Here is a 25,042-nt window from a genome sequence, read left to right on the forward strand (position 1 = left end):
GGCCGCACAGAGCGGCCCGTTTTGTTTAGCACTCGGTCACAATCGTGCTCAGCGGCAGGCGAGATTTCGGCAGCGTGGCGTTGAAATCTTCCACGCTGTGATGCCCAACCGGCACCACCACCAGGCTGGTGAAGCCTTTCTCTTTCAGGCCAAACTCTTCGTCGAGGATCGCGGCGTCGAAACCTTCAATCGGTACCGCGTCCAGGCCCAGCGCAGCCACGCCCAGCAGGAAGTTACCGACGTTCAGGTAAACCTGCTTCGCCATCCACTGGTCGTCATCTTTCAGATCCACGCGGTGCATGTCGGCAAAGTAGGTACGGCCCTTATGGTTTGCCGCTTTCGCTTCCGGGGTATTAAAGCGACCATCGGCCTCTTCCTGATCGACAACGCGCTCCAGCCAGGCGTCGTCCATCGCGGTTTTCGCGCAGAATACCACCACGTGAGAAGCATCCAGCATTTTGCGTTCGTTGAACACATAGGTGCCCGCCGCGGACTTCGCCACGCGCGCTTTTCCTTCCTCGGTGCTGGCGACAATAAAGTGCCACGGCTGGGAGTTGGTGCTGGACGGGCTGTACTGCAGCAGGGTTTTGATTTTTTCCGCTTCTTCAGCGGTCAGTTTTTTGCTTGCGTCGAACGCCTTGGTGGAGTGGCGTTTCAGCGCAACAGAAATGATATCCATAACAACTCCTGATGATGAAATTCGCCCGCGTGCGGGCGCGAAAGGTGAGCAGATTACAGCGGGACGCGGAAAAAGATAAGGGCAATTCGAGCGCTTAATCTGTTCGTCTCAGACGAACAATCAGACCGGCCGGATCCACTTCTGGTCTTTTTTCGGCAGTTTATCCACCACCAGATGCCAGGAATCATTGATGAGATCGGTAACCAGTTCCGGCGTCACGTCGTCCGTACCGTAAAGGGAAATCCAGTGCTTTTTGTTGAGGTGATAGCCCGGTTCAACGCCGCGATAAATCTGCTGATTTAACAGCGATTTTTCCGGGTCTGACTTCAGGCTAACGTGCGGCCGCCCGTGCGCGACGGCCACAATCATGAAAATTTTCCCGCCCACTTTAAACACGTCAAACTCCGGCCCAAACGGCCAGCAGTGTTCGGTGAACGGCAGTTCCAGCGCCACGCGTTTTGCGTGTTCCTGCAACGTTTTACTGTCCATCGCTCTCTTCCTGGGCAAGCCCGCGCCACATTACCTCAAAGCCGAGCGCTTTAAATTCAACGGCGCGGGACGGATCGCGGGTGGCAAATTCCATCGTGCTTTCGGCCAGCGATAAGAAAAGCGCATCGCCAAACGTTTTAAATTCATCAGACATAAACACCTGACGCACCGAGCGGCGGCAGAGCTCATGCAGCTCCGGGAACATCTCTTTCACCGCCTGTTCCGTTTCGGCGCTCAGCTTTTCACTGACGCCAATCTGGCGGATCGCCGCATGGGCAACGGGGTTACGAATACCCCAGTCCACATAGCTGTTCCAGATATTGCGGGTATGTTCTTTGGGCAGCGTAATGGTGCGATCGAGGTTCGCCAGCATGGTCTGGCAGAGATCCTGCTTCAGGTGCAGATAGAGGGCATTCAGCAGATCGTCTTTCGTAGCAAAGTAGCGGAACAGGGTGCCTTCGGCGACGCCCGCCTTACGGGCAATGAGCGCCGTTGAGGCGGCAATACCTGACTGTGCAAACGCCGTGGTTGCGGCGTCCAGTAAGGCCTGTTTTTTATCTTCACTCTTCGGACGTGCCACTAAATTTTTCCTCCTGTCAATTATAAAAACCCTGATTGAAACACGTGCTTTGACACGCTGCAACGCGGAATGTCAAAGATCGAAAACGTCTTGACGACTTTATCATCATATCTATAATGAGTGCTTACTCACTCATAATCAAGTTTACCCTGCGCACGCTATCGGATGGGGCGCGTTTTCGGGTCAGGATATGAAAAAACCTCTCTTCATCTGCGTGGTGTTAATCATGATTATTGCTTCAGCCGCGAGTTTACCGTTTGTTCTGAATGCCGGATTCGGCCAGCCGCCGCAGGGTGAACGGCTTACTGAAGTGGAGGCCTCTCCACAGTATCGCGAGGGGAAATTCCACAATACGCTGCCGACGCCGGGTTATAACGGTGACAAAAATATGCTGGTCGCGATGTGGGAGTTTCTGACCAAAAAAACCGAAAACGCTCGCCCGGCCCAGCCGCTGCCGCTGGTGAAAACCGATCTTGCGAGCCTGCCGCTGGAGCAGGACACCCTGGTGTGGCTTGGTCACTCCTCGTGGTATCTGCAGCTCGCGGGCAAACGCATCCTGATTGACCCGGTTCTTGGCAACTATGCCGCGCCGTTCTCGTTCCTCAATAAGGCTTTTGCCGGCGAGTATCCGTGGCGGGCAGAAATCATGCCGGCGATCGACCTGCTGATTATCTCGCACGATCACTACGATCATCTGGATTACGCCACCATCAGGGCGCTACTGCCGAAGGTGAAGCGGGTGGTGACGCCGCTGGGCGTCGGCTCCCACCTGCGTTACTGGGGGATGAAGCCCGAGATTATCGACGAACGCGACTGGAACCAGTCGGTGCGCATCAGCGATGCGTTGACGGTGCACGTTCTGCCGGCGCGTCACTTCTCCGGCCGCGGCATCAAACGCGATCGCACCTTGTGGGGCAGCTTCATGTTCGTCACGCCAGAGCAGAAGGTTTACTACAGCGGGGATTCCGGTTACGGCCCGCACTTCAGGGCCATCGGTGAACAGTTTGGCGAAGTGGACGTCGCCATCATGGAAAACGGCCAGTACGACCAGGACTGGAAGTACATCCACATGCTGCCGGAGGAAACGGCGCAGGCCTCGGCGGATCTGAACGCGAAAGCCGTGGTGCCCGGGCATAACGGACGCTTCGTGCTGGCGAAACACGCCTGGAACGATCCGCTGATCCAGCTGGCAAAAGCCAGCCAGGATAAAAATTATCGGTTGCTGACGCCGGAACTGGGCGAGCCCGTCCGGGTAAGCGACACCGCGCAAACCTTTCGTGCGTGGTGGGAATAATGTTTAAGCGAGAAGCAGAGGGGGACAGCAGTATGACCATTTCCGCTCAAGTCATCGACACTATCGTCGAATGGATCGACGACAATCTGCACCAGCCATTACGAATAGAAGAGATTGCCCGCCACGCGGGTTACTCGAAGTGGCACCTGCAGCGGCTGTTTATGCAGTACAAAGGGGAGAGTCTGGGGCGCTATATCCGTGAACGCAAGCTGCTGCTGGCGGCGCGCGATCTGCGTGAATCCGACGCCCGGGTGTACGACATCTGCCTGCGTTACGGGTTTGACTCGCAGCAGACGTTTACCCGCATCTTTACCCGCACGTTCAACCAGCCGCCTGGCGCGTACCGTAAAGAGAACCATAGCCAGACACATTAACCTGTCGCGTGTAGGCCGGGTAAGGCGTAGCCGCCACCCGGCCTTTTTATGGGCTCATGACGCCAGTGAAAACCAGCGTCGCCAGACGAAACGCAGCACAAAGAATTCAATCGCCCCGAGCAGTAAAAACCACACGCAGAACAGAATGGTATAGAGCTGGTTAAGATCGACCATGTGAAAGGTCTGAACCAGCTTCTGCGCCAGTACCAGCCCAAGCGAAGGCGCAGGGAGCAGCAGGCATGAAAGCAGTGCCAGCAATAAAATGCCGCCTGCGGTGAGCAGCGACTCTAGCGGGTGTTTCATCGTAATGTTAATCGTCAGTTAAAAATGTCATTGTCCGGCATCCCGGAACGTAAAGCAATATAAACCCGGCGCACGTTTACGGATAAAACGAATGCGCTATTCTTTGAATAATTAACAGAAATAGATAAATATCCCAGACGCGATTAAATAATTATCGCGTAGTGTAAATAAACGTCCGCATCAGGAAAATAATTTTACAAATGTATAGGTGCTATAACCAATTAACGTGGCAATAACAATGGCCGCGATAACGTATAACACCAGTCTGCGCCCGCGATAAATACCCCACATGGTTCCCCCTCGTTTAGTTTTGGTTTAGAAATATTTTGTAAAAATCAGATCGTCGAAATAGTTTTAATCAGTTTTGAATAACCGAGAAGTCATTATATTGCGGTAGATCAATTTTACCCGCAAGACTTTAAAATGAATTTATTTAAGCCCGAAAGGAATTCAGGCTTCTGTTCACCGGAAATTGAAGGAAAAATACGATGACTGAAAAAAAAGTGATTCCGAACGTGCCGCCTTCCGGCGGGCTGGCATACCAGCAGACCGTAGAGCAGGTGCTTGCACACGCGCAGAGCCAGGCCAGCGGCCTGGACCGTGCAGAGGCGCAGGCGCGTCTGCAAAAAACAGGGCCGAACGCGCTGCCGGAGAAAAAAGGCAAACCCGCCTGGCTGCGTTTCCTGGCCCATTTTAATGATGTGCTGATTTATGTCCTGCTGGCCGCCGCCGTATTAACGGCAGTAATGGGCCACTGGGTTGATACGCTGGTTATTTTGGGCGTTGCGGTAATCAATGCCTTAATTGGTCATATTCAGGAAAGCAACGCGGAAAAATCCCTGAAGAGTATTCGTAATATGCTCGCCAGCGAGGCGCGCGTTATTCGTAACGGCAACCATGAAACAATTCCCACAACTGAAATAGTCCCGGGCGATATTATTGTATTGCGTGCGGGGGATCGTATTCCGGCGGATATGCGTTTAATTGAAGCGCATAATTTACGCGTGGAAGAGGCGATTCTGACCGGTGAATCCACCGTGGTGGATAAACACGTTAATCCGCTGAGCGGCGAATTACCGCTGGGCGATCGCACCAATATGGTCTTCTCCGGGACGACCGTCAGCGCGGGCGGCGGCATCGGCGTGGTCACCGCCACCGGTCAGGATACGGAACTCGGCCACATCAACCAGATGATGGCGGGTATCGAGAAGCACCGTACGCCGCTGCTGGTGCAGATGGACAAGCTGGGTAAGGCGATCTTCGCGATTATTCTGGCGATGATGGCCGCGCTGTTTGTCTTCAGCCTGGCGTTCCGCGAGATCCCAATGGGCGAGCTGCTGCTCTCCCTGATCAGCCTGGCGGTCGCCTCCGTACCGGAAGGTCTGCCGGCGATTATCTCCATCATCCTCTCCCTGGGCGTGCAGGCGATGGCGCGCAAGCGGGCCATCATCCGCAAGCTGCCGACGGTGGAAACGCTTGGCGCGATGACCGTGATCTGCTCGGATAAAACCGGCACCCTGACCATGAACGAGATGACGGTCAAAGCCATCATCACCGCCGACGCCTGCTACCGCGTGGACGGCAACAGCTACGAGCCGGTGGGTAACCTCTACCTGGAAGGCAGCGACGAGCCGGTCCACATCCAGCCGGGCACCGTGCTGGAGCAGTACCTGCGCACCATCGACCTGTGTAACGACAGCCAGCTGATTCAGGACGAGCGCGGGCTGTGGGGCATTACCGGTGGGCCGACCGAGGGCGCGCTGAAGGTGCTGGCGGCGAAGGCCAACCTTGAGCCGGTCACGACCACGCTGGTTAACAAAATCCCGTTCGACTCGCAGTACAAGTACATGAGCACCCACTACCAGATTGGCGGTGAGGAGCAGATCCTGATCACCGGGGCGCCGGACGTCATTTTCGCCCTCTGCGCGCAGCAGCAGACCCGTCACGGTGCGGAAGCCTTCAACCGCGCGTACTGGGAAAGTGAGATGGAGCGCTATGCGCGTCAGGGGCTGCGCATGGTCGCCGCGGCGTTCAAGCCGGCGAACGGCGAGCAGGAACTGACGCACGACGATCTGAGCCACGGTCTGATCTTCCTCGGCATCGCCGGGATGATGGATCCGCCGCGTCCGGAAGCGATTGACGCGATTAACGCCTGCCAGCAGGCGGGGATCCGCGTGAAGATGATCACCGGCGATCACCCGCAGACGGCAATGAGCATCGGGCAGATGCTGGGGATCAGCAACAGCGAGCAGGCGGTCACCGGCTATGAGCTGGAGAAGATGGACGACGCCGCGCTGGCGGAAGCCGCGGTGAAGTATGACATCTTCGCCCGTACCAGCCCGGAGCATAAGCTGCGCCTGGTGAAAGCGCTGCAGGACAAAGGTGAAATTGTCGGCATGACCGGTGACGGCGTGAACGACGCCCCGGCGCTGCGTCAGGCGGACGTGGGCATTGCGATGGGCATTAAGGGCACGGAAGTGACCAAAGAGGCGGCGGACATGGTCCTGACGGACGATAACTTCGCCACCATTGCCAGCGCGGTGAAAGAGGGGCGTCGCGTTTACGACAACCTGAAGAAGACCATCCTGTTCATCATGCCGACCAACCTGGCGCAGGGGCTGCTGATTGTGATTGCGCTGCTGGCGGGGAACATCATTCCGCTGACGCCGGTGCTGATCCTGTGGATGAACATGGCGACCTCCGCCACGCTCTCCTTCGGCCTGGCCTTTGAAGCCGCCGAGCGCAACATCATGCGCCGTCCGCCGCGTCAGACCGGCCAGCACGTGATGGACGCCTACGCCGTCTGGCGCGTGGCCTTCGTCGGCACCATGATTGCCATCGCCGCCTTTGCGCTGGAAGCCTGGCTGGCCCCGCGCGGCCACAGCGCGGAGTTCATCCGCACCGTGCTGCTGCAGATGCTGGTCTGCGCCCAGTGGGTGTACATGATTAACTGCCGCAACACCGAAGGGTTCTCCCTCAACCGCGGTCTGCTGGCGAACAAAGGGATCTGGCTGGTGACGGGCGTGCTGTTCCTGCTCCAGGCGGCGATTATCTACCTGCCGTTTATGCAGATGCTGTTCGGTACCGAAGCCCTGCCGCTGCGCTACTGGTTTGTGACCCTGGCCGTTGCAGGCGTGATGTTCTTCGTCGTCGAAATCGAGAAGCGGCTGACCCGCAGGTTCCGTAAGGCTGCATAACGAAAACCTTACCCCTCACCCTAACCCTCTCCCACGGGGAGAGGGGACTCTGACCGCCCTCTCCCTGTGGGAGAGGGCCTGGGTGAGGGCAACAACCCTGAGGTACTCCCATGAAATTCCCGGTCCTGTTCGCGCTCCTCGCCTGCACCCTGCAACCCGCATTCGCCGCCATTCCCGTTCGCGTCGCCACCGTGGAGCAAACCGCCCACGCCGCCGAGCGCCAGATCCCGGGCCGCATCGAAGCCATTCACACCGTTGAGCTACGGGCGCGCACGGAAGGCGCGATCGCCAAAATCCACTTCCGCGACGGGCAGTACGTGAAAAAAGGCGACGTGCTGTTTGAGCTGGACGACGCCGAGCCGCGCGCCGCCCTGCGCCTGGCGCAGGCCGAAGTGAAAAGCGCCGAAGCCACGCTGCGCCAGGCGCAGCAGCAGCTTTCCCGCTTTGAAAGTCTCGGCAGCAGCAACGCCATCAGCCGCCACGACGTGGACAACGCCCGCATGCAGCGCGACGTCGCCAGCGCCGCTCTCGAGCAGGCGAAGGCCCGGCTCGACGCCCGCCGCGTCACCCTGAGCTACACCCGCATCACCTCGCCGATTGACGGCCGCGTGGGGCACAGCAGCTTCCACGTGGGTAGCCTGGTCAACCCGGCGAGCGGCGTTTTGGTGGAGGTGGTGCAGCTTGACCCGATCCGCATCGCCTTTGCGCTGGAAGAGGGGGCATTTGCCGCCAAAGCCGGACAGTATGCGGATATCAACGCCATGAAGCGTGCCTGGCAGGCGCTGATCGACAGCAACGGCCAGCGCGTCAGCGGCGAGCTGACGTCAGTGGATAACCGCGTTGACCCGCGTACCGCCAGCGTGATGCTGCGCGCCGAGTTTGCCAATCCGCGCCATCAGCTGCTGCCCGGCGGCAATGTGAACGTGTTTTTGCGCCCGGCAAGCGAGCAGCCGGTGCTGACCCTCCCCGCCGCCGCAGTCCAGCAGAACGGCGACGGCTTCTTTGCCTGGGTGGTTAATGCCGACGGCAACGCCGAAATGCGCCCGCTGAACGTGGCTGGTCAGATTAGCCAGCAGTTCCAGATTGCCTCTGGCGTGAAGCCCGGTGAGCGAGCGATTACTGACGGCGCGCAGCGCGTGCAGCCCGGCGCTGCCGTCCAGATACTCAATTAAGGAGCCATCATGCTGACGTTTTTCATCAAACGCCCGCGCTTCGCGATGGTGATTGCGCTGGTCATCACCCTGCTGGGGGCCATTGCGCTGAGGATTATCCCGGTGGAGCAGTACCCGCAGATCGCGCCGCCGGTGGTGAACGTCTCTGCCAGCTGGCCGGGCGCCAGCTCGGCCGACGTGGCGGAGGCCATCGCCACGCCGCTGGAGACGCAGCTGAACGGCGTGGACCATATGCTCTATATGGAGTCCACCAGCTCGGACGAAGGCACTTACAGCCTGAACATCACCTTTGCGGCGGGCACCGATCCGGATCTCGCCGCCATCGACGTGCAAAACCGCGTGGCGCAGGCCGTGGCGCAGCTGCCCACCGAGGCGCAGCAAAACGGCGTGCAGGTGCGCAAGCGCGCCACCAACCTGATGATGGGGGTAAGTCTTTACTCACCGAATAACACCCACACGCCGCTGTTCGTCAGCAACTACGCCAGCACCCAGGTGCGCGAGGCGCTGTCGCGTCTGCCCGGCGTGGGGCAGGTGCAGATGTTCGGCGCGCGCGACTACAGCATGCGCATCTGGCTACGCCCGGACCGCATGAACGCCCTGAACGTCACCACCGATGACGTGGCACAGGCGCTGCGCGAGCAGAACGTACAGGGCGCGGCCGGCCAGGTGGGCACCCCGCCGGTGTTTAACGGCCAGCAGCAGACCCTGACCATCAACGGGCTGGGGCGCTTAAGCCAGGCCGACGAGTTTGCCGACATCATTATTCGCGCCGGGGAGATGGGCCAGCTGGTGCGCCTGAAGGACGTCGCCACCATCGAGCTCGGCTCGCGCAGCTACAGCTCCGGCGCGCAGCTGAACGGGCATGACTCCGCCTATTTGGGTATCTACCCGACGCCGTCCGCCAACGCCCTGCGCGTGGCCGATGCGGTACGCGCGGAGCTGGAACGCCTCTCAACGCGCTTCCCGGACGACCTGGTTTATGAGGTGAAATTCGACACCACCTCTTTTGTGGCTGCCACCATTAAAGAGATCGGCGTCTCGCTGGCGCTGACGATGCTGGCGGTGGTGGTGGTCGTTTCCCTGTTCCTGCAGAGCTGGCGCGCGACGCTGATTGTCGCCCTCGCCATTCCGGTGTCGCTGGTGGGCACCTTTGCGGTGCTCTACGCGCTCGGCTACTCCGCCAACACGCTGAGCCTGTTCGCCATCATTCTGGCGCTGACCATGGTGGTGGATGACGCCATCGTGGTGGTGGAGAGCGTCGAAACGCTGATGGCGGAAGGGCAGAGCCGCACGGCGGCAACCGCGCTGGCGCTGCGCCAGATTGCCGGGCCGGTGATTGCCACCACGCTGGTGCTGCTGGCGGTGTTTGTGCCGGTGGCGCTGCTGCCGGGGATTGTCGGCGAGCTGTACCGCCAGTTCGCGGTGACGCTCTCGACGGCCGTGACGCTCTCAAGCCTGGTGGCGCTGACCCTGACGCCCGCGCTGTGCGCGATGCTGCTGCGTCCGCGCCCGGAGAAACCGGCGGCCGTTTATCGCGCCTTCAACTGCGGGCTGGACGCCACGCGCGGTTTTTACACCCGTATCGTGCAGGTCTTAAACCTGCGCCCGTGGCTCGCGCTGCTGGCCACCGCAGGCGCGGCGGCCGTCATGCTGTTCAGCTTTATGTCGATGCCAAAAGGCTTCCTGCCGCAGGAGGACCAGGGCTACTTCTTCGCCAGCGTTCAGCTGCCGGAAGCGGCTTCGCTGGAGCGCACCGAAGCGGTGATGACCACCGCGCGGGAGCTGATCGCCCAAAATCCGGCGGTGGAAGACGTGATTCAGGTCTCCGGGTTTAACATCCTCAACGGCACCAGCGCCTCCAACGGCGGGTTTATCTCCATCATGCTCAAAGACTGGAGCGCGCGTCCGCCGCTGGATGAGGTGATGGGTACCCTGCAGCGCCAGCTGCTGGCCCTGCCGGAGGCGACCATCATGACCTTCGCGCCGCCGACGCTGCCGGGGCTGGGCAACGCCTCGGGCTTCGACCTGCGTATCCAGTCTCAGGCGGGGCAGAGCCCGGCGGAGCTGGAGCGCGTCACCCGCGAGGTGCTGATGAAAGCCAACCAGCACCCGCAGCTGACCCGCGTGTTCACCACCTGGAGCAGCAACGTGCCGCAGCTGACGCTGTCCGTTGACCGCGAGCGCGCCGCCCGCCTCGACGTGCCGGTATCGCGCATCTTCAGCAGCCTGCAAACCGCCTTTGGCGGCACCCGCGCCGGGGATTTCAGCATCAACAACCGCGTCTACCACGTGGTAATGCAGAACGAGATGCAGTGGCGCGAGCGCGCCGAGCAGATCGGCGAGCTGTTCGTGCGCAGCAACAGCGGCGAGCGGGTGCGCCTGAGCAACCTCGTCACCATCACGCCGACCGTCGGCGCGCCGTTCCTGCAGCAGTACAACCAGTTCCCGTCCGTGTCGGTGAGCGGCTCGGCAGCGGCTGGGGTGAGCAGCAGCACCGCCATGGCGGCGATGGGCGAGATTCTGGCGCAGAGCCTACCAGCCGGCTACGACTACGCCTGGAGCGGCATGTCGTACCAGGAACAGCAGACCGGCAATCAGGCGATCTGGATCGTGCTGGCGGCGGTGGTGATGGCGTGGCTGTTCCTCGTCGCCCAGTACGAGAGCTGGACGCTCCCGGCGAGCGTGATGCTCTCGGTGCTGTTCGCCCTCGGCGGGGCGCTGGTCTGGCTGTGGCTGGCGGGCTACGCCAACGACGTGTACGTGCAGATTGGTCTGGTATTGCTGATCGCACTAGCGGCCAAAAACGCGATTCTTATCGTGGAGTTTGCCCGCGCGCGGCGTATGGACGGAATGGCGATTGTCGATGCCGCGCGGGAAGGGGCCTCGCGCCGCTTCCGCGCGGTGATGATGACCGCCGTGTCGTTCATTATCGGCGTTCTGCCGATGATGCTGGCGACCGGGGCGGGCGCCCAGAGCCGCCGCATCATCGGCACCACGGTGTTCAGCGGCATGCTGGTAGCGACCGTGGTGGGGATTCTGTTCATCCCGGCCCTGTTCGTGCTGTTCCAGCGCCTGCGGGAGTGGGGTCACGGCCTTACGGACTCGTCGCCCACAGCTCGCAGTGCTTCTGCACCAGAGAAATCAGCGAGCCGCCGTCGGCGATAAAGTCCCGCATGCGCTGCGCCTCGCTCTTGCCCTGCTTTAACAGCAGGGCAATTTCATTGATTGCGCTTGTCGCGCCGAGCTTCTCGGCCGACGGCGCCACCTGCTCCAGCAGCCAGGCGATATCTTCCGCCACGGTTTTGTGCTCGCCGGTGTGCACGTCCGTCAGGATCCCCTCCAGCCCGTAGCGACACGCCTGAAAACGGTTAAAACGGTAGAGCAGAAAATCCCGTTCCTGATGCTTATACGGCCGCGTGGTCAGCAGCCAGTGCGACGTGGCCTGAATCAGCCCGGCGATGTTAATCGCGTGGCCGAGCGTCAGCGGCGTATCCATCACCCGCACCTCCACGGTGCCAAAATGCGGGCTGGGGCGAATATCCCAGTGCAGATCTTTGATGCTGTCGATCATGCTGGTGGCGCTCAGGCGGCGGAACAGCCCTTCAAACTCCTGCCAGCTGTTGACCCACGGCATCTGTCCGTTATCCGGGAACCCGGAGAAGATATTGAGCCGCGACGAGGAGAACTTCGTGTCGGTGCCCTGCATGTACGGCGAGGCGGCCGCCAGGGCAATAAAGTGCGGTACAAAGCGCGACAGGCCGTGCAGGAGGTAAATGGCGTCATCCCCGGTCCGGCAGCCGACGTGCACGTGCTGGCCGAATACCGTCGCCTGCAAAATCAGATAGCCAAAGCGCTCCAGCGTGACGTTATAGCGCTCGTCGTCGCACACCTCCTGACGCTGCCACTTCTGGAACGGGTGCGTCCCGCCGCCGCAGATCTGGATATGCTGCTCCGCCGCGGCGCGCAGGATGCTCTGCTGCATCACCGAGAACTGCGCCGCCGCCTGGTCGATGGTCTGACACACGCCAGTGGCGATTTCGAGCATGCTTTCGGTAATGTCGTGTTTGACCTCTCCGCCTTTGATGTCGTCTTTGACGGCGGCGATGAGCGCGGAGGAGTCCTGGCTGAGGTCGTATCCCGGCGGGTTAACCACCTGCAGTTCGAGCTCGATGCCAAGGGTGAACGGTTCAGAGGATTTATAATCGGGTAAAGGCATGGCGCACTCCGTTGTCTGTGAATGTTGAGTATAGACAACGGGTGTGGCGCGCTCGTCTCAGGGTGGTATAACTGATAGCAGGCTTAGCAAAAGGGGAGTGACTCATGTCTGACTATCCAACCATTGCGCTGATTGGTCCCGGTGCGATTGGCACCACCATTGCCGCGGTGTTGCATGACGCGGGCCGCAAGCCGCTGCTCTGCGGACGCACCGCGCATCCGGAATTACGCCTGCGTCACGATGAAGGTGAAACGGTGGTGCCCGGTCCGGTATTAACCGATCCAGCGGCCATCACGCGCCCCGTTGACCTCGTGTTTATCGCGGTAAAAACGACGCAAAATGCCGACAGCGCCGGGTGGCTGCGCGCCCTTTGCGATGAAAATACCGTGGTCTGCGCGCTGCAAAATGGCGTAGAGCAGAAGGCGCAGCTTGAGCCTTTGGTCAGTGGCGCAACGGTGCTGCCGTCGGTGGTCTGGTTCCCGGCGCAGCGCGAGCCGGATGCCTCCGTCTGGCTACGGGCGAAGCCGCGCCTGACGCTGCCGGACGTGCCGCAGGCGCAGCGGGTGGCCGAGGCGCTTCGCGGTACGCGCTGTGAAGTTGAACTGTCGGCTGATTTCCCCACCGTCGCCTGGCGCAAGCTGCTGCAAAACGCGGTCGCCGGGCTGATGGTGCTCGCTAACCGCCGCGCCGGGATGTTCAGGCGCGAGGATATCAGCGAGCTTGCGCTGGCCTACCTGCGCGAGGGGCTTACTGTCGCCCGCGCCGAGGGGGCGAAGCTGGCCGATGACGTGGCGCAGGAGATTCTGGCGAACTTTCAGCGCGCGCCTGAGGACCTCGGCACGTCGATTCTCGCTGACCGTCAGGCGGATCGCCCGATGGAGTGGGACATCCGCAACGGCGTGATCCAGCGCTACGGCCGCAAACACGGCATTGCGGTGCCCATCAGCGACGTGGTGGTGCCGCTGCTGGCGGCGGGGAGCGAGGGGCCGGGTTAACGGTTACTGTTTTTCCGTTCGGCAAAGTAATGGGCGGCCGTGCTGCCCATCACTTTTATGAACATGGTGATAAACGCGTTCACGGATTCGTACCTGAGAGTGGCGGTGGGGCGATAGAGAGGGGGGAAGACAAGTGAATATGAAGTTCAGCTTTGTGCCATAATTTTACGTTGTTATCCTGGTAGCGTGTTAATCTGTCGGGAGCAGATCCCGGGAGGTTCAAATGCTTTATAGCTGCATGAATAATACAAAATGGAATGAGATCCGCATGGCAATGGTTAGCATTGAATCTTCCCCCTTATGGAAAATCACTTTTCTCAATGGCTATGAATCTGCAGTTGATGGCGAGTGGTTTTACCATTTCTGTGAAGGTGGCTATTTGGATATCAAGTATCTTGATATTATGACAAACTCAGTTGAACAACATACCATGGTAGGTACTATTCTTCGCGCTATTCATCTCCCAGGAATCGAGGTATCAACCGGTTATAGAATTTGGGGATACGCAGATTCGGTCAGCTATGTAGATTATCTTTAACTAGATAAAATCGGTTAATGGCTAACAGGAATACGTTAGTCTTTGAGTAGAATTGGCCTCTACTCCTCACTGTCTAAGCGTTACACTGAAAGTTATTAATTCAAAGTCAATACAATCAAACATCTTCCCATAGCGGCATCAATTCTGCAGGTAATTGTTCCTTATCAAACCCCTCAAACCAATACACTGAGCCTTGCGGTCCAATAATCGGCACTTCTCCCCACCCCGGATGAAACAATGCGCGACTCCAGTCAGGCTTGAGACGACCACGCCGTTTAAGGCGCTGACCATTACACGCAGTTGCTCGTATTGAAGGAAAATTAATAAAGAAACTTAACGGCATTTTCTCTTTGCGCGCACGTTGTAATTGCCTTGATATCCAGTCCTGGTTACGTTTGCGAAGTTTTTGTTTCATTGGCTACTGTTCTGATTCTACTCACTTATCAATCAATGCTCTCACTATAATCCGACGCCATGCTTTCTACAAGAGTGTCCGTTCTTAACTCAGTGCGGACCTTACCCACTTTTCTGCCCTTTCCGTATAATGAGCGGACGGTGATAGCGTCCGCTCAGTGTTGATGACTGTATGTGCATTAGTATAGCCATGCATCTTCTGTCATCAAAATGATGAAGCCACTCGTGCTTTTATCGGATAAACGTTCTTTTTACGCGAACAGAGGTTATGAAATAGGGAATCCAAATTAAAGCCGTAATTACGTTTCTAAAAACAGGTACAAGTTCATTATATCCAATTTCAGCGCCAGGAATTAATATGTAAAGCAAGTAGGTATTAAATGACATTGTCGTCACGATTGATATTAAAAACAAAACATAAAGCTTTGGTAGCGATTTCTTCTTTTTTAGGAAAAATGAAAGAACGGTGACTGTAAAAAGAAATTCGCCAATATAAATAACCAGGGAAAGCATGAAGAAGATTTTTGCATTTGCATTCAAATGCGAATAGTTTTCTATCGTAAATTTAAATGCATCTGTCATTGCAAAAAGATAGGAAGCAGCAGTGACCAATAATCCTATAAGAGGGAGAAAAAGAAAACCTCCAATTTTCCTGAAGTTTTTATCTTCGCAACTGTCGCAAAACTCTCTGTCCTGAGGTATTTCGACCCCACACTTTATGCATCCCCATTCCATATATGGACCTTTGGTAAATTTTATAATTAACAATAGATTAAACGAAGTCTATTACAAACGCAACTGACCGATAAATAAGTGTACTGTACAGGTAATTTTTCGCGTAAATTTGTGTTAAGGGTGAATATCCGCCGCGCAGGTATTCATTTTAAAGGCGGTTGATCGGTACCGCTTTTTGCTAATAACCGCTCCTCAAACATTTCTTCCCGGCAGTTCTCGTCCGGAAACGGATATTTAAAGCGAAGTGCTAATGCTGAACGCCATAAGGTTATCTGTTGCACTTCAGTCCAGCTTCTCGATATTCAACCTAACCGCTTTCAGCGTTCTCCTGCGGATCCAGCCGCTGCCCGCCCGGATTATCAGCCAGTAAGCCGCCATTCTGAGCCGGGTGCTTCTGTCCGGGCAATAGACGAACGTTTCTGTATTGAGTTCATGCTGCCCTGGCGCCAATTCCGTTACCTGATAGCGTAGCAACAATGTCGCGCTGCCCGGCGTCACTGACGTCTGAAAAGCGCTGACATCCGGTACTTTTTCCAGACCAAAATCTGAACGCCAGAACTGTCCTCGCAAGCCATAGCAGAGCTCAGATGCTGAGTTTTTCAAAAGGGTAAAACTGTGCAGGCCAAAGTTGCCGATGGAGTTAGCCTGCTGATTACGCAGAAATTTCTGCGGTAATTGCCGTAAAAACATCAGCCGCCGAATGACGACATCTTGCCGGACGTCAAAGTTTGCAATCAACGGCAGAATATGTTCGGGATGCGCAGTATGAATGACCGTTCGGTGTTTTTCATGAAACTGGAACTGAGGTAAAAAAGCGGGGACATCCTGCCACTGAGCAAGCGCTTTGCGGGTTACGAATCCAGGATTCAGCATTTCTCTTCCTTGTCATCCCTTGAGTGCAGCCAGAGTATCAGATGGCGTTCCGCAAGCAATTACCAGGAAAAGAGAGGGGTATCTGGCCGAAATGCTCCCCCATCCGCAGCAGCAGAATTCCGGCCTTCCATCACCCGTCTCAGTGCGCCGCGATATACGGCTCCTTCACAAACTCCGCCAGCAGCCAGACCATATCGTGCAGCAACCCGGTGAGTTCTTTCGCCACGCGCGCAGGCAACGTTCCACCCATGATTGCCAGCGTCAACGCCACGGCATAATCCACCTGCAACGCCGTCTCCTGCCAGCAGTCCGGCACGCAGGAAACGATCTTCTCCCCCGCGATGAGTTGTTCAACCAGATGTGGGGGAAGTTCTGTATCGCAACATTCACGCAGGCGTTTAAGCAGTGCCAGCAAGCGCTCGCAAAGTATAGAAAACGTCACGGGATCGTCAGTTTCAACCAGCACGCTCACACAGGCGGCGCAGGTGTCAGCCAGTTCGAAGAGATCTGCAGAATCGCAAAGTTGAAGATCGATGAGGTGGTGAACAGCGCTTTCTTCAGAGAGCGCATAAGAAAACTCAGGGACAGTAGCCATTTAGCATCCTCTTTAAGTAAAAATGTCACGTTATGCTAACGGGTTCCTACGCCCGGTTACGGATGGGCCGCAACGCAGGCACTTTACGGCGGTGAAAAAAGGATGGAAAGGGGATAACCCTGAATTACATAAGGTTGCTTGCAGGTTTGCGAGGCGGCTTCCAGAAGGGCATTGCCGGGTGGCGGCTACGCCTTACCCGGCCTACAAAAACCACCAACCAAACCGGCCGCTACCCCTCGCTCATCATCGCCAGAAACCGCTTCACCGTCCGCGAGCGTTCAAAGCGCCGCCAGCAGAGCGCGATATCGGTATAAAGCTCCGGCGAGCTCAGCGCGTGGTAGGTGACATTTGGCGGAGAAATGGCCGCCATGGATTTCGGCACCAGCGCAAACCCGCCGCCGGCGGAAACCATGCTCAGGGAGGATGAAAGCTGTGACGACTGCAGCGCGTGCTGCACGTCGATCCCGGCCCGCTCGCAGCAGCCGTGCACCCGGTCGTACAGGCCCGGCGCGACCTCCTGCGGGAACAACACCACCGGCGTATCCCGAAGCTGCTCTAACGCCAGCGAATCGCACGCCGCCAGCGGATGGTCGCGATGCAGCGCCACCACCATCGGCTCCCGGTCGAGGATTGTTAGCTCGAACGCCTTGCTGCTCTCGCACGGCAGGCGCACGAAGGCGATGTCCAGTTCACCCTCCGCCAGCATCGTCGTCAGCGACGACATATTGGCTTCCACCTGGTGAACCTGCACCGCCATGTTCTGCACCTGAAACTGGCGAATCAGCGCGAAAATTTTGGGATGAAAAGCATCGGAGCTGGTGATGCCAATCGACAGGTTACCGTTCAGCCCGCGCGCGATGCCGCGGGCTTTCTCCAGCGCGGCGTCGCTCAGCGCCAGGATCTTGCAGGCGTCCTCGTAGAAGGCTTCTCCCGCTTCGGTCAGCTCCACGCCCCGCGTCAGGCGCCTGAACAGCGGCGTGCCCACTTCCTCTTCGAGCCGTTTGATCTGCTGACTCAGAGGAGGCTGTGAAATACCCAGCGCTTCGGCCGCCCTGGTGAAGTGTCGCTCGCGTGCAACCGCGACAAAATACCGCAGATAACGAAGTTCCATATCTAAAACGTCTCAAACCAGCATGGTTTCTATATTGGAACTCTCTGCTGAATCGGGTCAACATTTATTTAACCTTTCTAAATAAAGTTGAAGAGGACGAGCATGATGGTGCATTCATCTGCCTGCGACTGTGAAGCCAGCTTGTGCGAGACCCTGCGCGGGTTCTCCGCCCAGCATCCTGACAGCGTGATCTATCAGACATCGCTAATGAGCGCCCTGCTAAGCGGCGTGTACGAGGGGGAGAGCACCATCGCCGATCTGCTGGCACACGGTGACTTTGGTCTGGGCACCTTCAACGAGCTGGACGGCGAAATGATTGCCTTCAGTAGCCAGGTGTACCAGCTGCGCGCCGACGGCAGCGCCCGGGCCGCGAAGCCGGAGCAGAAAACGCCGTTCGCGGTGATGACCTGGTTCCAGCCGCAGTACCGTAAAACCTTCGACGCGCCGGTCAGCCGTCAGCAGATCCACGACGTCATCGACCAGCAGATCCCCTCCGATAACCTGTTCTGCGCGCTGCGCATTGACGGCAACTTCCGCCATGCCCACACCCGCACTGTACCGCGCCAGACGCCGCCGTACCGCGCGATGACCGACGTGCTGGACGACCAGCCGGTGTTCCGCTTTAACCAGCGCGAAGGGGTGCTGGTCGGGTTCCGCACGCCGCAGCATATGCAGGGGATCAACGTGGCGGGTTACCACGAACACTTCATCACCGACGACCGTCAGGGCGGGGGCCATCTGCTGGACTACCAGCTGGAGAGCGGCGTGCTCACCTTCGGTGAAATTCACAAGCTGATGATTGACCTGCCCGCCGACAGCGCCTTTTTACAGGCCAACCTTCACCCCAGCAATCTGGATGCGGCGATCCGTGCCGTCGAAAACTAACAGGAGAACTACCGTGAACAGTGAGAAACAGTCACGTCAGTGGGCGCACGGCGCCGATTTGGTTGTCGGCCAGCTGGAAGCGCAGGGCGTGAAGCAGGTTTTCGGGATCCCGGGGGCGAAAATCGACAAGGTCTTTGACTCTCTGCTGGACTCCTCCATTGAGATCATCCCGGTGCGTCACGAGGCGAACGCGGCGTTTATGGCGGCGGCGGTAGGGCGGTTGACCGGCAAGGCCGGGGTGGCGCTGGTCACCTCCGGGCCGGGCTGCTCGAACCTGATCACCGGCATTGCTACCGCCAACAGCGAAGGCGACCCGGTGGTGGCGCTGGGCGGGGCGGTGAAGCGGGCGGATAAAGCGAAGCTGGTGCACCAGAGCATGGACACCGTCGCCATGTTCAGCCCGGTCACCAAATACGCCGTGGAGGTGAGTGCGCCGGACGCGATTGCTGAGGTGGTATCGAATGCGTTTCGCGCCGCCGAGCACGGCAGGCCGGGAGGCGCGTTCGTCAGCCTGCCGCAGGATATTGTCGACCAGCCCGCCACGGGGGCGATTTTACCCGCCAGCGGTCCCGCGCTGATGGGCCCCGCACCAGAATCCGCTATCAACGACGTGGCGAAGCTTATCGAAAAGGCCAAAAACCCGGTCATCCTGCTGGGGCTGATGGCGAGCCAGCCCGCCAACAGCGCGGCGCTGCGCACGCTGCTGGAGAAAAGCCGTATTCCGGTCACCAGCACCTATCAGGCCGCCGGGGCGGTGAATCAGGAGCACTTCACCCGCTTCGCCGGACGCGTCGGTCTGTTCAATAACCAGGCGGGCGACAGGCTGCTCCATCTGGCGGACCTGATTATCTGCATCGGCTACAGCCCGGTGGAGTACGAGCCGTCCATGTGGAACAGCGGCGACGCCACGCTGGTGCACATCGACGTGCTGCCTGCCTATGAAGAACGTAACTACGTGCCGGATCTGGAGCTGGTGGGGGACATCGCCGAAACGCTGAATCAGCTCGCGAACCGTATCGACCATAAGCTTGAGCTGAGCCAGCGGGCCTCCGAAATTCTGGTCGACCGCCAGCATCAGCGCGATCTGCTCGATCGCCGCGGCGCCTCGCTTAATCAGTTCGCCCTGCATCCGCTGCGCATCGTGCGGGCCATGCAGGACATCGTGAATAACGACGTGACGCTCACCGTGGATATGGGCAGCTTCCACATCTGGATCGCCCGCTACCTCTACAGCTTCCGGGCGCGCCAGGTGATGATCTCCAACGGCCAGCAGACCATGGGCGTCGCGCTGCCGTGGGCCATTGGCGCGTGGCTGGTCAACCCGGGCCGCAAGGTGGTGTCGGTCTCCGGTGACGGCGGCTTCCTGCAGTCAAGCATGGAGCTGGAAACCGCGGTGCGCCTCAACGCTAACGTGCTGCACATCATCTGGGTGGATAACGGCTACAACATGGTTGCCATTCAGGAAGAGAAAAAATACCAGCGTCTTTCCGGCGTCGAGTTCGGCCCGGTCGATTTCAAAGTCTATGCCGACGCCTTTGGCGCGAAAGGCTTTGCCGTGGAGAGCGCCGACGCGCTCGAACCCACGCTGCGCGCGGCGATGGATGTGGATGGCCCGGCCGTGGTGGCCATTCCCGTTGACTACAGCGATAACCCGCTGCTGATGGGCCAGCTCCATCTCAGCCAGATTTTGTGACTCAACATAAGGACAGAGAAATGCAAAAAGTTGCTCTCGTAACAGGCTCAGGCCAGGGGATTGGTAAAGCGATTGCGCTTCGCCTGGTGAAGGATGGCTTTGCCGTCGCCATTGCCGACTATAACGCGGAAACGGCCAGAGCCGTGGCCGATGAAATTATCCGCAACGGCGGTAACGCCGTCGCCGTGAAGGTGGACGTCTCTGACCGCGAGCAGGTATTTGCGGCGGTAGAGAAAGCCCGCACCGCGCTGGGCGGTTTCCACGTGATCGTCAATAACGCCGGGGTTGCGCCGTCCACGCCAATCGAATCCATCACGCCGGAGATTGTCGATAAGGTCTACAACATCAACGTGAAAGGGGTGATCTGGGGGATCCAGGCCGCGATTGACGCGTTTCGCAAAGAGGGGCACGGCGGCAAGATCATTAACGCCTGCTCCCAGGCGGGCCACACCGGTAACCCGGAGCTGGCCGTCTACAGTTCCAGTAAATTCGCGGTGCGCGGCCTAACTCAGACCGCCGCGCGGGATCTTGCTCCGCTGGGGATCACCGTTAACGCCTACTGCCCGGGCATCGTGAAAACGCCGATGTGGGCGTAGATCGACCGTCAGGTCTCCGAGGCGGCGGGTAAACCGCTCGGCTACGGAACCGAGACTTTTGCCAAACGCATTACGCTTGGCCGCCTGTCCGAACCGGAAGATGTCGCCGCCTGCGTCTCATACCTGGCAGGACCGGACTCTGACTACATGACAGGCCAGTCTCTGCTCATCGATGGTGGGATGGTGTTCAACTAAATTCTAATAAGCTCTGACATGAGTTTTCCCCTGCCCCCGTGCAGGGGCTTTTTTTTGTCTCCTCCGTCATTGTGCATTACACTGCGCGCTGCAAAACTTTAGTCATTACGATCTGACAGGCGGTAACAGCGATGAACGGTACAATCACAACGTGGTTTAAAGATAAAGGCTTTGGATTTATCAAAGATGAAAACGGCGACAACCGCTATTTTCATGTGATTAAGGTCGCGAACCCCGATCTGATTAAGAAATATGCCGCGGTGACCTTCGAGCCTACCACCAACAACAAAGGCCTTTCCGCCTACGCGGTGAAGGTGATCCCCGAAAGCAAACATCTCTATATCGCAGGCGAGCGCGTAAAGCTCACCTCGATCAAATCCTTCGTGGTGTTCAGCGAAGAAGAGCCCGTTGATACCAAAATCGACAAAGAGAACGCGGTGCTGTCGGTGGGCCTGCTGATGAACAGCATCAAGCCGAAATCCGATAAAAAGCCGGGCGAAATGCGCACGGTGAAGAAGCTGGCGATCACCACCTTCCAGAATACGACGCTGATCTTCACCGAAGATGAGATCGACATCGATGCCACGGTGAAGCTGCTGAAGTAATTGTTTGCCGGGTGGCGGCTACGCCTTACCCGGCCTACTAAAAACCATCAACGCGGCACAAAACGTAGGCCCGGTAAGCGCAGCGTCACCGGGCACCGCCGCACGCACTTAACCCATCCTGTGCTCGCCCCGTAACATCGCCTCACGGTCAAACACCTTCTGGATCTTCCCGTGCGCCATCAATGCCGCCCGGTCGGACATATGGGCAATCACGTCCGCGTCGTGGCTCACCAGCAGATAGGTCATCTCATGCTCGGCCTTCAGGCGGTTAAGCAGGTTCAGGATTTCCGCCTGCACCGACATATCCAGCGCCGAGGTCGGCTCGTCCAGCAGCAGTAGCTGCGGGCGCAGCAGCAGCGCGCGGGCAATCGCAACGCGCTGACGCTGGCCGCCGGAAAGCTGGTGCGGGTAGCGCCTGCCCGCGTCGGCGGAGAGCCCCACCTCGTGCAGCGCATTGGCCACCTTCTCCGCGACCTGCGTCTCGCCGCGAATGTTCAACGGCTCCGACAGCGTGCGAGAAATCGTGTGGTTGGGATGCAGCGACGCCCACGGATCCTGAAACACCATCTGTACGTTGCGGCGAAGCTCGCCTTCAAAGCGTCGCCCTGGCGTTAACGCTTCTCCCAGTAGCGCAATACTTCCGCGCCACTCGCGCTGCAGCCCCGCCAGCACGCGCAGAATAGTCGATTTCCCGCAGCCGGATTCACCGATCAGGCTGAACGTCTCGCCTCTCTCTATGCTAAAGCTGGCGGCAGAGACCGCCGTTTTTTCCCCGAAGGCGACCTGCACCTGGTTAACCTCAACGAGCGCCATCGCTGGCCTCCTTCCACGGCTGCGAACGGTCGAGCGTCGGCAGCATCTGCCCATAGGTATGGGCGTCTGGACGACAGGTCCACAGGGTGCGCGTGTACGGATGCGTCGCCTGCGGGAGCCGGCTTGCCGCCATCTCATCGACCTTTTCGCCCTGATACATCACCAGCACGCGGTCGCAGTGCTCCGCCACCAGCGGCAGATCGTGGCTGATGAGCAGCATCGCCATCTGGCGTTCTTCGCACTGCTGCACGAGCAGCTCGAGGATCTGGTTGCGCAGGCGGGCGTCCAGCGCGGAGGTCGGTTCGTCGGCAATCAGCACCTGCGGGTTGTTGATCAGCGCCATCGCAATCATCACCCGCTGGCCCATGCCTCCGGAAAGTTCGCCGGGATAGCGTGACAGCACGTTCTCGCCCAGCCCGACGGCACGGAGGATGTCGTGAATACGCGCCGTACGCTCCGGACGCGGCAGGCGTTGATGCAGCGTGAGCGCCTCATCAAGCTGGGCGGCGACGCTTTTCACGGGGTTAAGGGCGTAGCGCGGATCCTGCAGGACCATCGCAATCCCGTTGCCGCGCAGCGCCTGCCAGCGGCGGGCGTTCAGGGTCAGCAGATCGTTGCCCAGCACGTTAAGCCGGTTGGCGCTCACGATACCGGGTTTGCGCACCAGACCCATCAGGGCGCGGGCGGACATGGACTTGCCGGAGCCGGATTCCCCCACCAGCGCCAGCCGCTCGTTGCCAAGCGTAAAGCTCAGGTTGTTGACCACGCGTGCAGCGGGGTAGTCGATATTCAGCGCATCGACGATGACGCGGTGTTCAGTCATGCTGTGGCTCCAGTACGTCGCGCAGGCCATCGCCCAGCAGGTTAAACGCCAGGCTGGCAAACAGAATCGCTCCGCCCGGAATAGCGGCAATCCACCACTGGTCGAAAATGACCTGCATGCCGTCGGCAATCATCGCGCCCCATTCGGCCATGGGCGGACGTGCGCCAAGGCCGAGGAAGCCGAGACCGGCGGCGGCCAGAATAATCCCCGCCAGATCCAGCGCCAGCCGCACAATCGCGGACGGCAGGCACAGGGGCAGTATATGGCCGACCAGCAGGCGCGGACCGCGGATCCCCATCATCTCTGCGGCGGCCAGGTAATCGCTGTGGCGCAGACGCTGAATCTCGCTCCGGGCCTGACGCGCGTAGGCCGGCCAGGTGGTTAAGGCCAGCGCCAGCGCGCCGTTGACCAGCCCCGGGCCGAGCATCGCCACAAACGCGAAGGCGAGGATCAGGCGCGGCATCGACATCACCACGTCGGTAAAGCGCATCAGGACTCGCTCCAGCCAGCCGCCGTAGTAGCCGGACAGGATCCCCACCAGCAGCCCGGCGGGCAGGGTGATAACGGTGACTAATGCCACCAGCCCGAGCGCCGGACGGGTGCCGTAAATCAGGCGCGAGAGCAGATCGCGCCCGTAGCCGTCGGTGCCCAGCCAGTGCTGGTCGTTCGGTGCCTGCAGGCGCGCGGCGGCGTCCTGCCAGTTCGGATCAACCGGTGCAAGCCAGGGCGCGAACAGGGCAATAAACACCAGCAGCGCGAGGGCAATCAGCCCGCAAACGGCGGCAGGGGAGCGGCGCAGGCGGCGTAAGAAGAGATAAAACGGCATCAGCGCACCCTGGGATCGGTCGCCCGCACAAGCAGGTCGGTAAGGTTATTGATCAGCACAAAGCAGACGCCAATCAGCAGCGTGCCGCCCATGACCGCGGTCGTGTCTCCGGCGAACAGGGCGGTGGTGAGATAGCGTCCGATGCCCGGCCACGAGAAGACGGTTTCGGTTAATACCGCACCTTCCAGCATGCTGGTATAGGCCAGGGCGATCACCGTCAGTAGGGTGCTGCGAATGTTCGGCAGCACGTGGCGCAGCAGAATGGTCATCTCCCCGGCGCCCTTGGCGCGGGCAAGCAGGATGTACTCCTTGTTCATTTCGCTGAGGCAGGCGGAGCGGGTCAGACGGGTAATGCTCGCCAGCGAGTAGTACGCCAGCAGCAGCACCGGCAGCACCAGGTGGCTGATGGCGTTGCGAAACGCCTCGCGATCGCCGGAAAGCCAGGTATCTATCAGCGCAAAGCCGGTGCGCGGCTCGACGGTAAACTGCCAGATGTCGTCAAGCCTGCCGGGGCCCGCGCTCCACTGCAGCTTCGCGTAGAACAGAGCCAGCATCAGCAGGCCGAGCCAGAAAATCGGCACCGAGTTGCCGAGCAGGGTGAGCGTTCTGATCGCTAAGTCCACTGGCGAACCGGCGTAGCGGGCGCACAGCACACCCGCAATCACGCCGAGTATCGTGCCGATAATTAGCGCCAGCGTTGCCAGCTCCAGCGTGGCGGGGAAGGCGTGCAGCAGATCCTGCAGCACCTGCTGCCCGGTGGCGCTGGCGGTGCCTAAATCACCGTGGGCGAGGCTCTGCAGATAGTGCCAGAACTGCACGGGCAGCGGTCGATCCAGCCCGAGCTGGTGGCGAACCTGATCGTACGTGGACTGGCTGGCGTGATCGCCGACGATCTGCAGCACGCGATCGACCGGTGAAAACGCCGAGAGCGCAAACGTGACGAGCAGCAGCCCGAAGAGCGTGAGCAGCAGGGTCAGCAGGCCCTGAAGCACGCGGGTGGAAAGATGTGGCATGGAAAATCTCTTCATGCCGGGTGGCGGC

24 protein-coding genes and 2 pseudogenes are annotated in these 25,042 nt (G+C 59.2%); 11 read left to right on the top strand and 15 right to left on the bottom strand.

Annotated features, from left to right (window positions below):
- Positions 1-25: 25 nt before the first annotated feature.
- The 3 genes from nfsB to ACVCAM_RS03095 all read right to left on the bottom strand — a co-directional run bounded on the left by nfsB (position 26) and on the right by ACVCAM_RS03095 (position 1,748).
- Positions 26-679 carry an oxygen-insensitive NAD(P)H nitroreductase gene (gene nfsB / locus ACVCAM_RS03085; RefSeq protein ID WP_021241586.1) on the bottom strand — a complete coding sequence of 218 codons (654 nt, stop codon included), beginning with the start codon at positions 677-679 and terminating at the stop codon, positions 26-28.
- A 120-nt stretch (positions 680-799) separates the two neighbouring features.
- On the bottom strand, positions 800-1,168 hold the full coding sequence (locus ACVCAM_RS03090) for an MmcQ/YjbR family DNA-binding protein (protein ID WP_023293103.1): 369 nt from the start codon (positions 1,166-1,168) through the stop codon (positions 800-802).
- Entirely contained in the window at positions 1,158-1,748 is a 591-nt protein-coding gene (locus ACVCAM_RS03095; RefSeq protein ID WP_008499387.1) for a TetR/AcrR family transcriptional regulator, read from the bottom strand. Before ACVCAM_RS03095 ends, ACVCAM_RS03090 begins: the two co-directional genes overlap by 11 nt.
- A 190-nt stretch (positions 1,749-1,938) precedes the next feature.
- Here ACVCAM_RS03095 and ACVCAM_RS03100 point away from each other — a divergent pair, with 190 nt between their 5' ends.
- Together ACVCAM_RS03100 and ACVCAM_RS03105 are read left to right on the top strand one after the other, a co-directional pair.
- Positions 1,939-3,042 (top strand): MBL fold metallo-hydrolase, encoded by a 1,104-nt coding sequence (locus tag ACVCAM_RS03100; RefSeq protein WP_021241583.1) that lies wholly within the window; start codon positions 1,939-1,941, stop codon positions 3,040-3,042.
- Positions 3,043-3,074: 32 nt separating this feature from the next.
- Positions 3,075-3,416, top strand: a complete 342-nt coding sequence (locus ACVCAM_RS03105) for a RamA family antibiotic efflux transcriptional regulator (RefSeq protein WP_010428317.1) — start codon at positions 3,075-3,077, stop codon at positions 3,414-3,416.
- Positions 3,417-3,470: 54 nt separating this feature from the next.
- On the opposite strand, the gene ACVCAM_RS03110 is transcribed toward ACVCAM_RS03105, so the two are convergent.
- Positions 3,471-3,719, bottom strand: coding sequence for a DUF1158 domain-containing protein (locus ACVCAM_RS03110; protein WP_013097677.1), 249 nt, complete (start codon positions 3,717-3,719; stop codon positions 3,471-3,473).
- A gap of 488 nt (positions 3,720-4,207) precedes the next feature.
- On the opposite strand from ACVCAM_RS03110, the gene ACVCAM_RS03115 reads away from it, so the two are divergent.
- From ACVCAM_RS03115 to ACVCAM_RS03125, 3 genes are all read left to right on the top strand, one after another.
- On the top strand, positions 4,208-6,916 hold the full coding sequence (locus ACVCAM_RS03115) for a cation-transporting P-type ATPase (protein ID WP_025912665.1): 2,709 nt from the start codon (positions 4,208-4,210) through the stop codon (positions 6,914-6,916).
- A 110-nt stretch (positions 6,917-7,026) separates the two neighbouring features.
- Positions 7,027-8,088 (top strand): efflux RND transporter periplasmic adaptor subunit, encoded by a 1,062-nt coding sequence (locus tag ACVCAM_RS03120; RefSeq protein ID WP_179366804.1) that lies wholly within the window; start codon positions 7,027-7,029, stop codon positions 8,086-8,088.
- Between the two features lie 9 nt (positions 8,089-8,097).
- Positions 8,098-11,253 (top strand): efflux RND transporter permease subunit, encoded by a 3,156-nt coding sequence (locus tag ACVCAM_RS03125; RefSeq protein ID WP_407223150.1) that lies wholly within the window; start codon positions 8,098-8,100, stop codon positions 11,251-11,253.
- Here the strand turns inward: ACVCAM_RS03125 and ACVCAM_RS03130 are convergent.
- The gene (locus tag ACVCAM_RS03130) at positions 11,183-12,304 is read right to left on the bottom strand and encodes a YbdK family carboxylate-amine ligase (protein ID WP_407223151.1); all 1,122 of its coding nucleotides are present in this window, start codon (positions 12,302-12,304) and stop codon (positions 11,183-11,185) included. The two genes, ACVCAM_RS03125 and ACVCAM_RS03130, sit on opposite strands and share 71 nt — an antisense overlap.
- A gap of 104 nt (positions 12,305-12,408) precedes the next feature.
- On the opposite strand from ACVCAM_RS03130, the gene ACVCAM_RS03135 reads away from it, so the two are divergent.
- Positions 12,409-13,299 (top strand): oxidoreductase, encoded by an 891-nt coding sequence (locus ACVCAM_RS03135; protein WP_025912668.1) that lies wholly within the window; start codon positions 12,409-12,411, stop codon positions 13,297-13,299.
- On the opposite strand, the pseudogene ACVCAM_RS03140 reads toward ACVCAM_RS03135, so the two are convergent.
- Positions 13,296-13,403 (bottom strand): annotated as a pseudogene (locus ACVCAM_RS03140) (AraC family transcriptional regulator); the annotation flags it as partial. The gene ACVCAM_RS03135 and the pseudogene ACVCAM_RS03140 sit on opposite strands and share 4 nt — an antisense overlap.
- Positions 13,404-13,522: 119 nt before the next feature.
- Between ACVCAM_RS03140 and ACVCAM_RS03145 the strand changes: the two are divergent.
- Positions 13,523-13,837 carry a DUF6678 family protein gene (locus tag ACVCAM_RS03145; protein ID WP_008499398.1) on the top strand — a complete coding sequence of 105 codons (315 nt, stop codon included), beginning with the start codon at positions 13,523-13,525 and terminating at the stop codon, positions 13,835-13,837.
- Between the two features lie 115 nt (positions 13,838-13,952).
- On the opposite strand, the gene ACVCAM_RS03150 is transcribed toward ACVCAM_RS03145, so the two are convergent.
- From ACVCAM_RS03150 to ACVCAM_RS03170, 5 genes are all read right to left on the bottom strand, one after another.
- Positions 13,953-14,252 (bottom strand): hypothetical protein, encoded by a 300-nt coding sequence (locus ACVCAM_RS03150; RefSeq protein WP_127913798.1) that lies wholly within the window; start codon positions 14,250-14,252, stop codon positions 13,953-13,955.
- A 230-nt stretch (positions 14,253-14,482) separates the two neighbouring features.
- On the bottom strand, positions 14,483-14,986 hold the full coding sequence (locus ACVCAM_RS03155) for a DUF2569 family protein (protein ID WP_025912670.1): 504 nt from the start codon (positions 14,984-14,986) through the stop codon (positions 14,483-14,485).
- Positions 14,987-15,268: 282 nt separating this feature from the next.
- Positions 15,269-15,859, bottom strand: coding sequence for a hypothetical protein (locus ACVCAM_RS03160; RefSeq protein WP_023293086.1), 591 nt, complete (start codon positions 15,857-15,859; stop codon positions 15,269-15,271).
- Between the two features lie 139 nt (positions 15,860-15,998).
- The gene (locus tag ACVCAM_RS03165; RefSeq protein ID WP_032667558.1) at positions 15,999-16,454 is read right to left on the bottom strand and encodes a hypothetical protein; all 456 of its coding nucleotides are present in this window, start codon (positions 16,452-16,454) and stop codon (positions 15,999-16,001) included.
- 229 nt (positions 16,455-16,683) lie between these two features.
- Complete coding sequence (locus tag ACVCAM_RS03170) at positions 16,684-17,565, bottom strand: LysR family transcriptional regulator (protein WP_021242639.1); 882 nt, start codon at positions 17,563-17,565, stop codon at positions 16,684-16,686.
- A gap of 105 nt (positions 17,566-17,670) precedes the next feature.
- Here ACVCAM_RS03170 and budA point away from each other — a divergent pair, with 105 nt between their 5' ends.
- The 4 genes and pseudogenes from budA (at position 17,671) to ACVCAM_RS03190 (ending at position 21,539) form a co-directional block, all read left to right on the top strand.
- The gene (gene budA, locus ACVCAM_RS03175) at positions 17,671-18,450 is read left to right on the top strand and encodes an acetolactate decarboxylase (RefSeq protein ID WP_407223783.1); all 780 of its coding nucleotides are present in this window, start codon (positions 17,671-17,673) and stop codon (positions 18,448-18,450) included.
- On the top strand, positions 18,422-20,143 hold the full coding sequence (gene alsS, locus ACVCAM_RS03180) for an acetolactate synthase AlsS (protein ID WP_205735844.1): 1,722 nt from the start codon (positions 18,422-18,424) through the stop codon (positions 20,141-20,143). Before budA ends, alsS begins: the two co-directional genes overlap by 29 nt.
- Before the next feature lie 20 nt (positions 20,144-20,163).
- Positions 20,164-20,934 (top strand): annotated as a pseudogene (locus tag ACVCAM_RS03185) ((S)-acetoin forming diacetyl reductase).
- Between the two features lie 131 nt (positions 20,935-21,065).
- Positions 21,066-21,539: a cold-shock protein gene (locus tag ACVCAM_RS03190; protein ID WP_407223152.1), complete on the top strand. Its 474-nt coding sequence runs from the start codon at positions 21,066-21,068 to the stop codon at positions 21,537-21,539.
- A gap of 108 nt (positions 21,540-21,647) precedes the next feature.
- Here ACVCAM_RS03190 and ACVCAM_RS03195 read toward each other — a convergent pair whose 3' ends face one another.
- The 4 genes from ACVCAM_RS03195 to ACVCAM_RS03210 are packed head-to-tail and all read right to left on the bottom strand — an operon-like array spanning position 21,648 to position 25,014.
- On the bottom strand, positions 21,648-22,352 hold the full coding sequence (locus ACVCAM_RS03195; RefSeq protein WP_163342297.1) for an ABC transporter ATP-binding protein: 705 nt from the start codon (positions 22,350-22,352) through the stop codon (positions 21,648-21,650).
- Positions 22,339-23,175, bottom strand: a complete 837-nt coding sequence (locus ACVCAM_RS03200) for an ABC transporter ATP-binding protein (RefSeq protein ID WP_407223153.1) — start codon at positions 23,173-23,175, stop codon at positions 22,339-22,341. Before ACVCAM_RS03200 ends, ACVCAM_RS03195 begins: the two co-directional genes overlap by 14 nt.
- On the bottom strand, positions 23,168-24,001 hold the full coding sequence (locus tag ACVCAM_RS03205; protein ID WP_021242637.1) for an ABC transporter permease: 834 nt from the start codon (positions 23,999-24,001) through the stop codon (positions 23,168-23,170). The genes ACVCAM_RS03200 and ACVCAM_RS03205 overlap by 8 nt, the downstream gene beginning before the upstream one ends.
- Positions 24,001-25,014: an ABC transporter permease gene (locus ACVCAM_RS03210; RefSeq protein WP_407223154.1), complete on the bottom strand. Its 1,014-nt coding sequence runs from the start codon at positions 25,012-25,014 to the stop codon at positions 24,001-24,003. The genes ACVCAM_RS03205 and ACVCAM_RS03210 overlap by 1 nt, the downstream gene beginning before the upstream one ends.
- Positions 25,015-25,042 lie beyond the last annotated feature (28 nt).

It is taken from the genome of Enterobacter sp. CFEC122, from assembly GCF_052983755.1.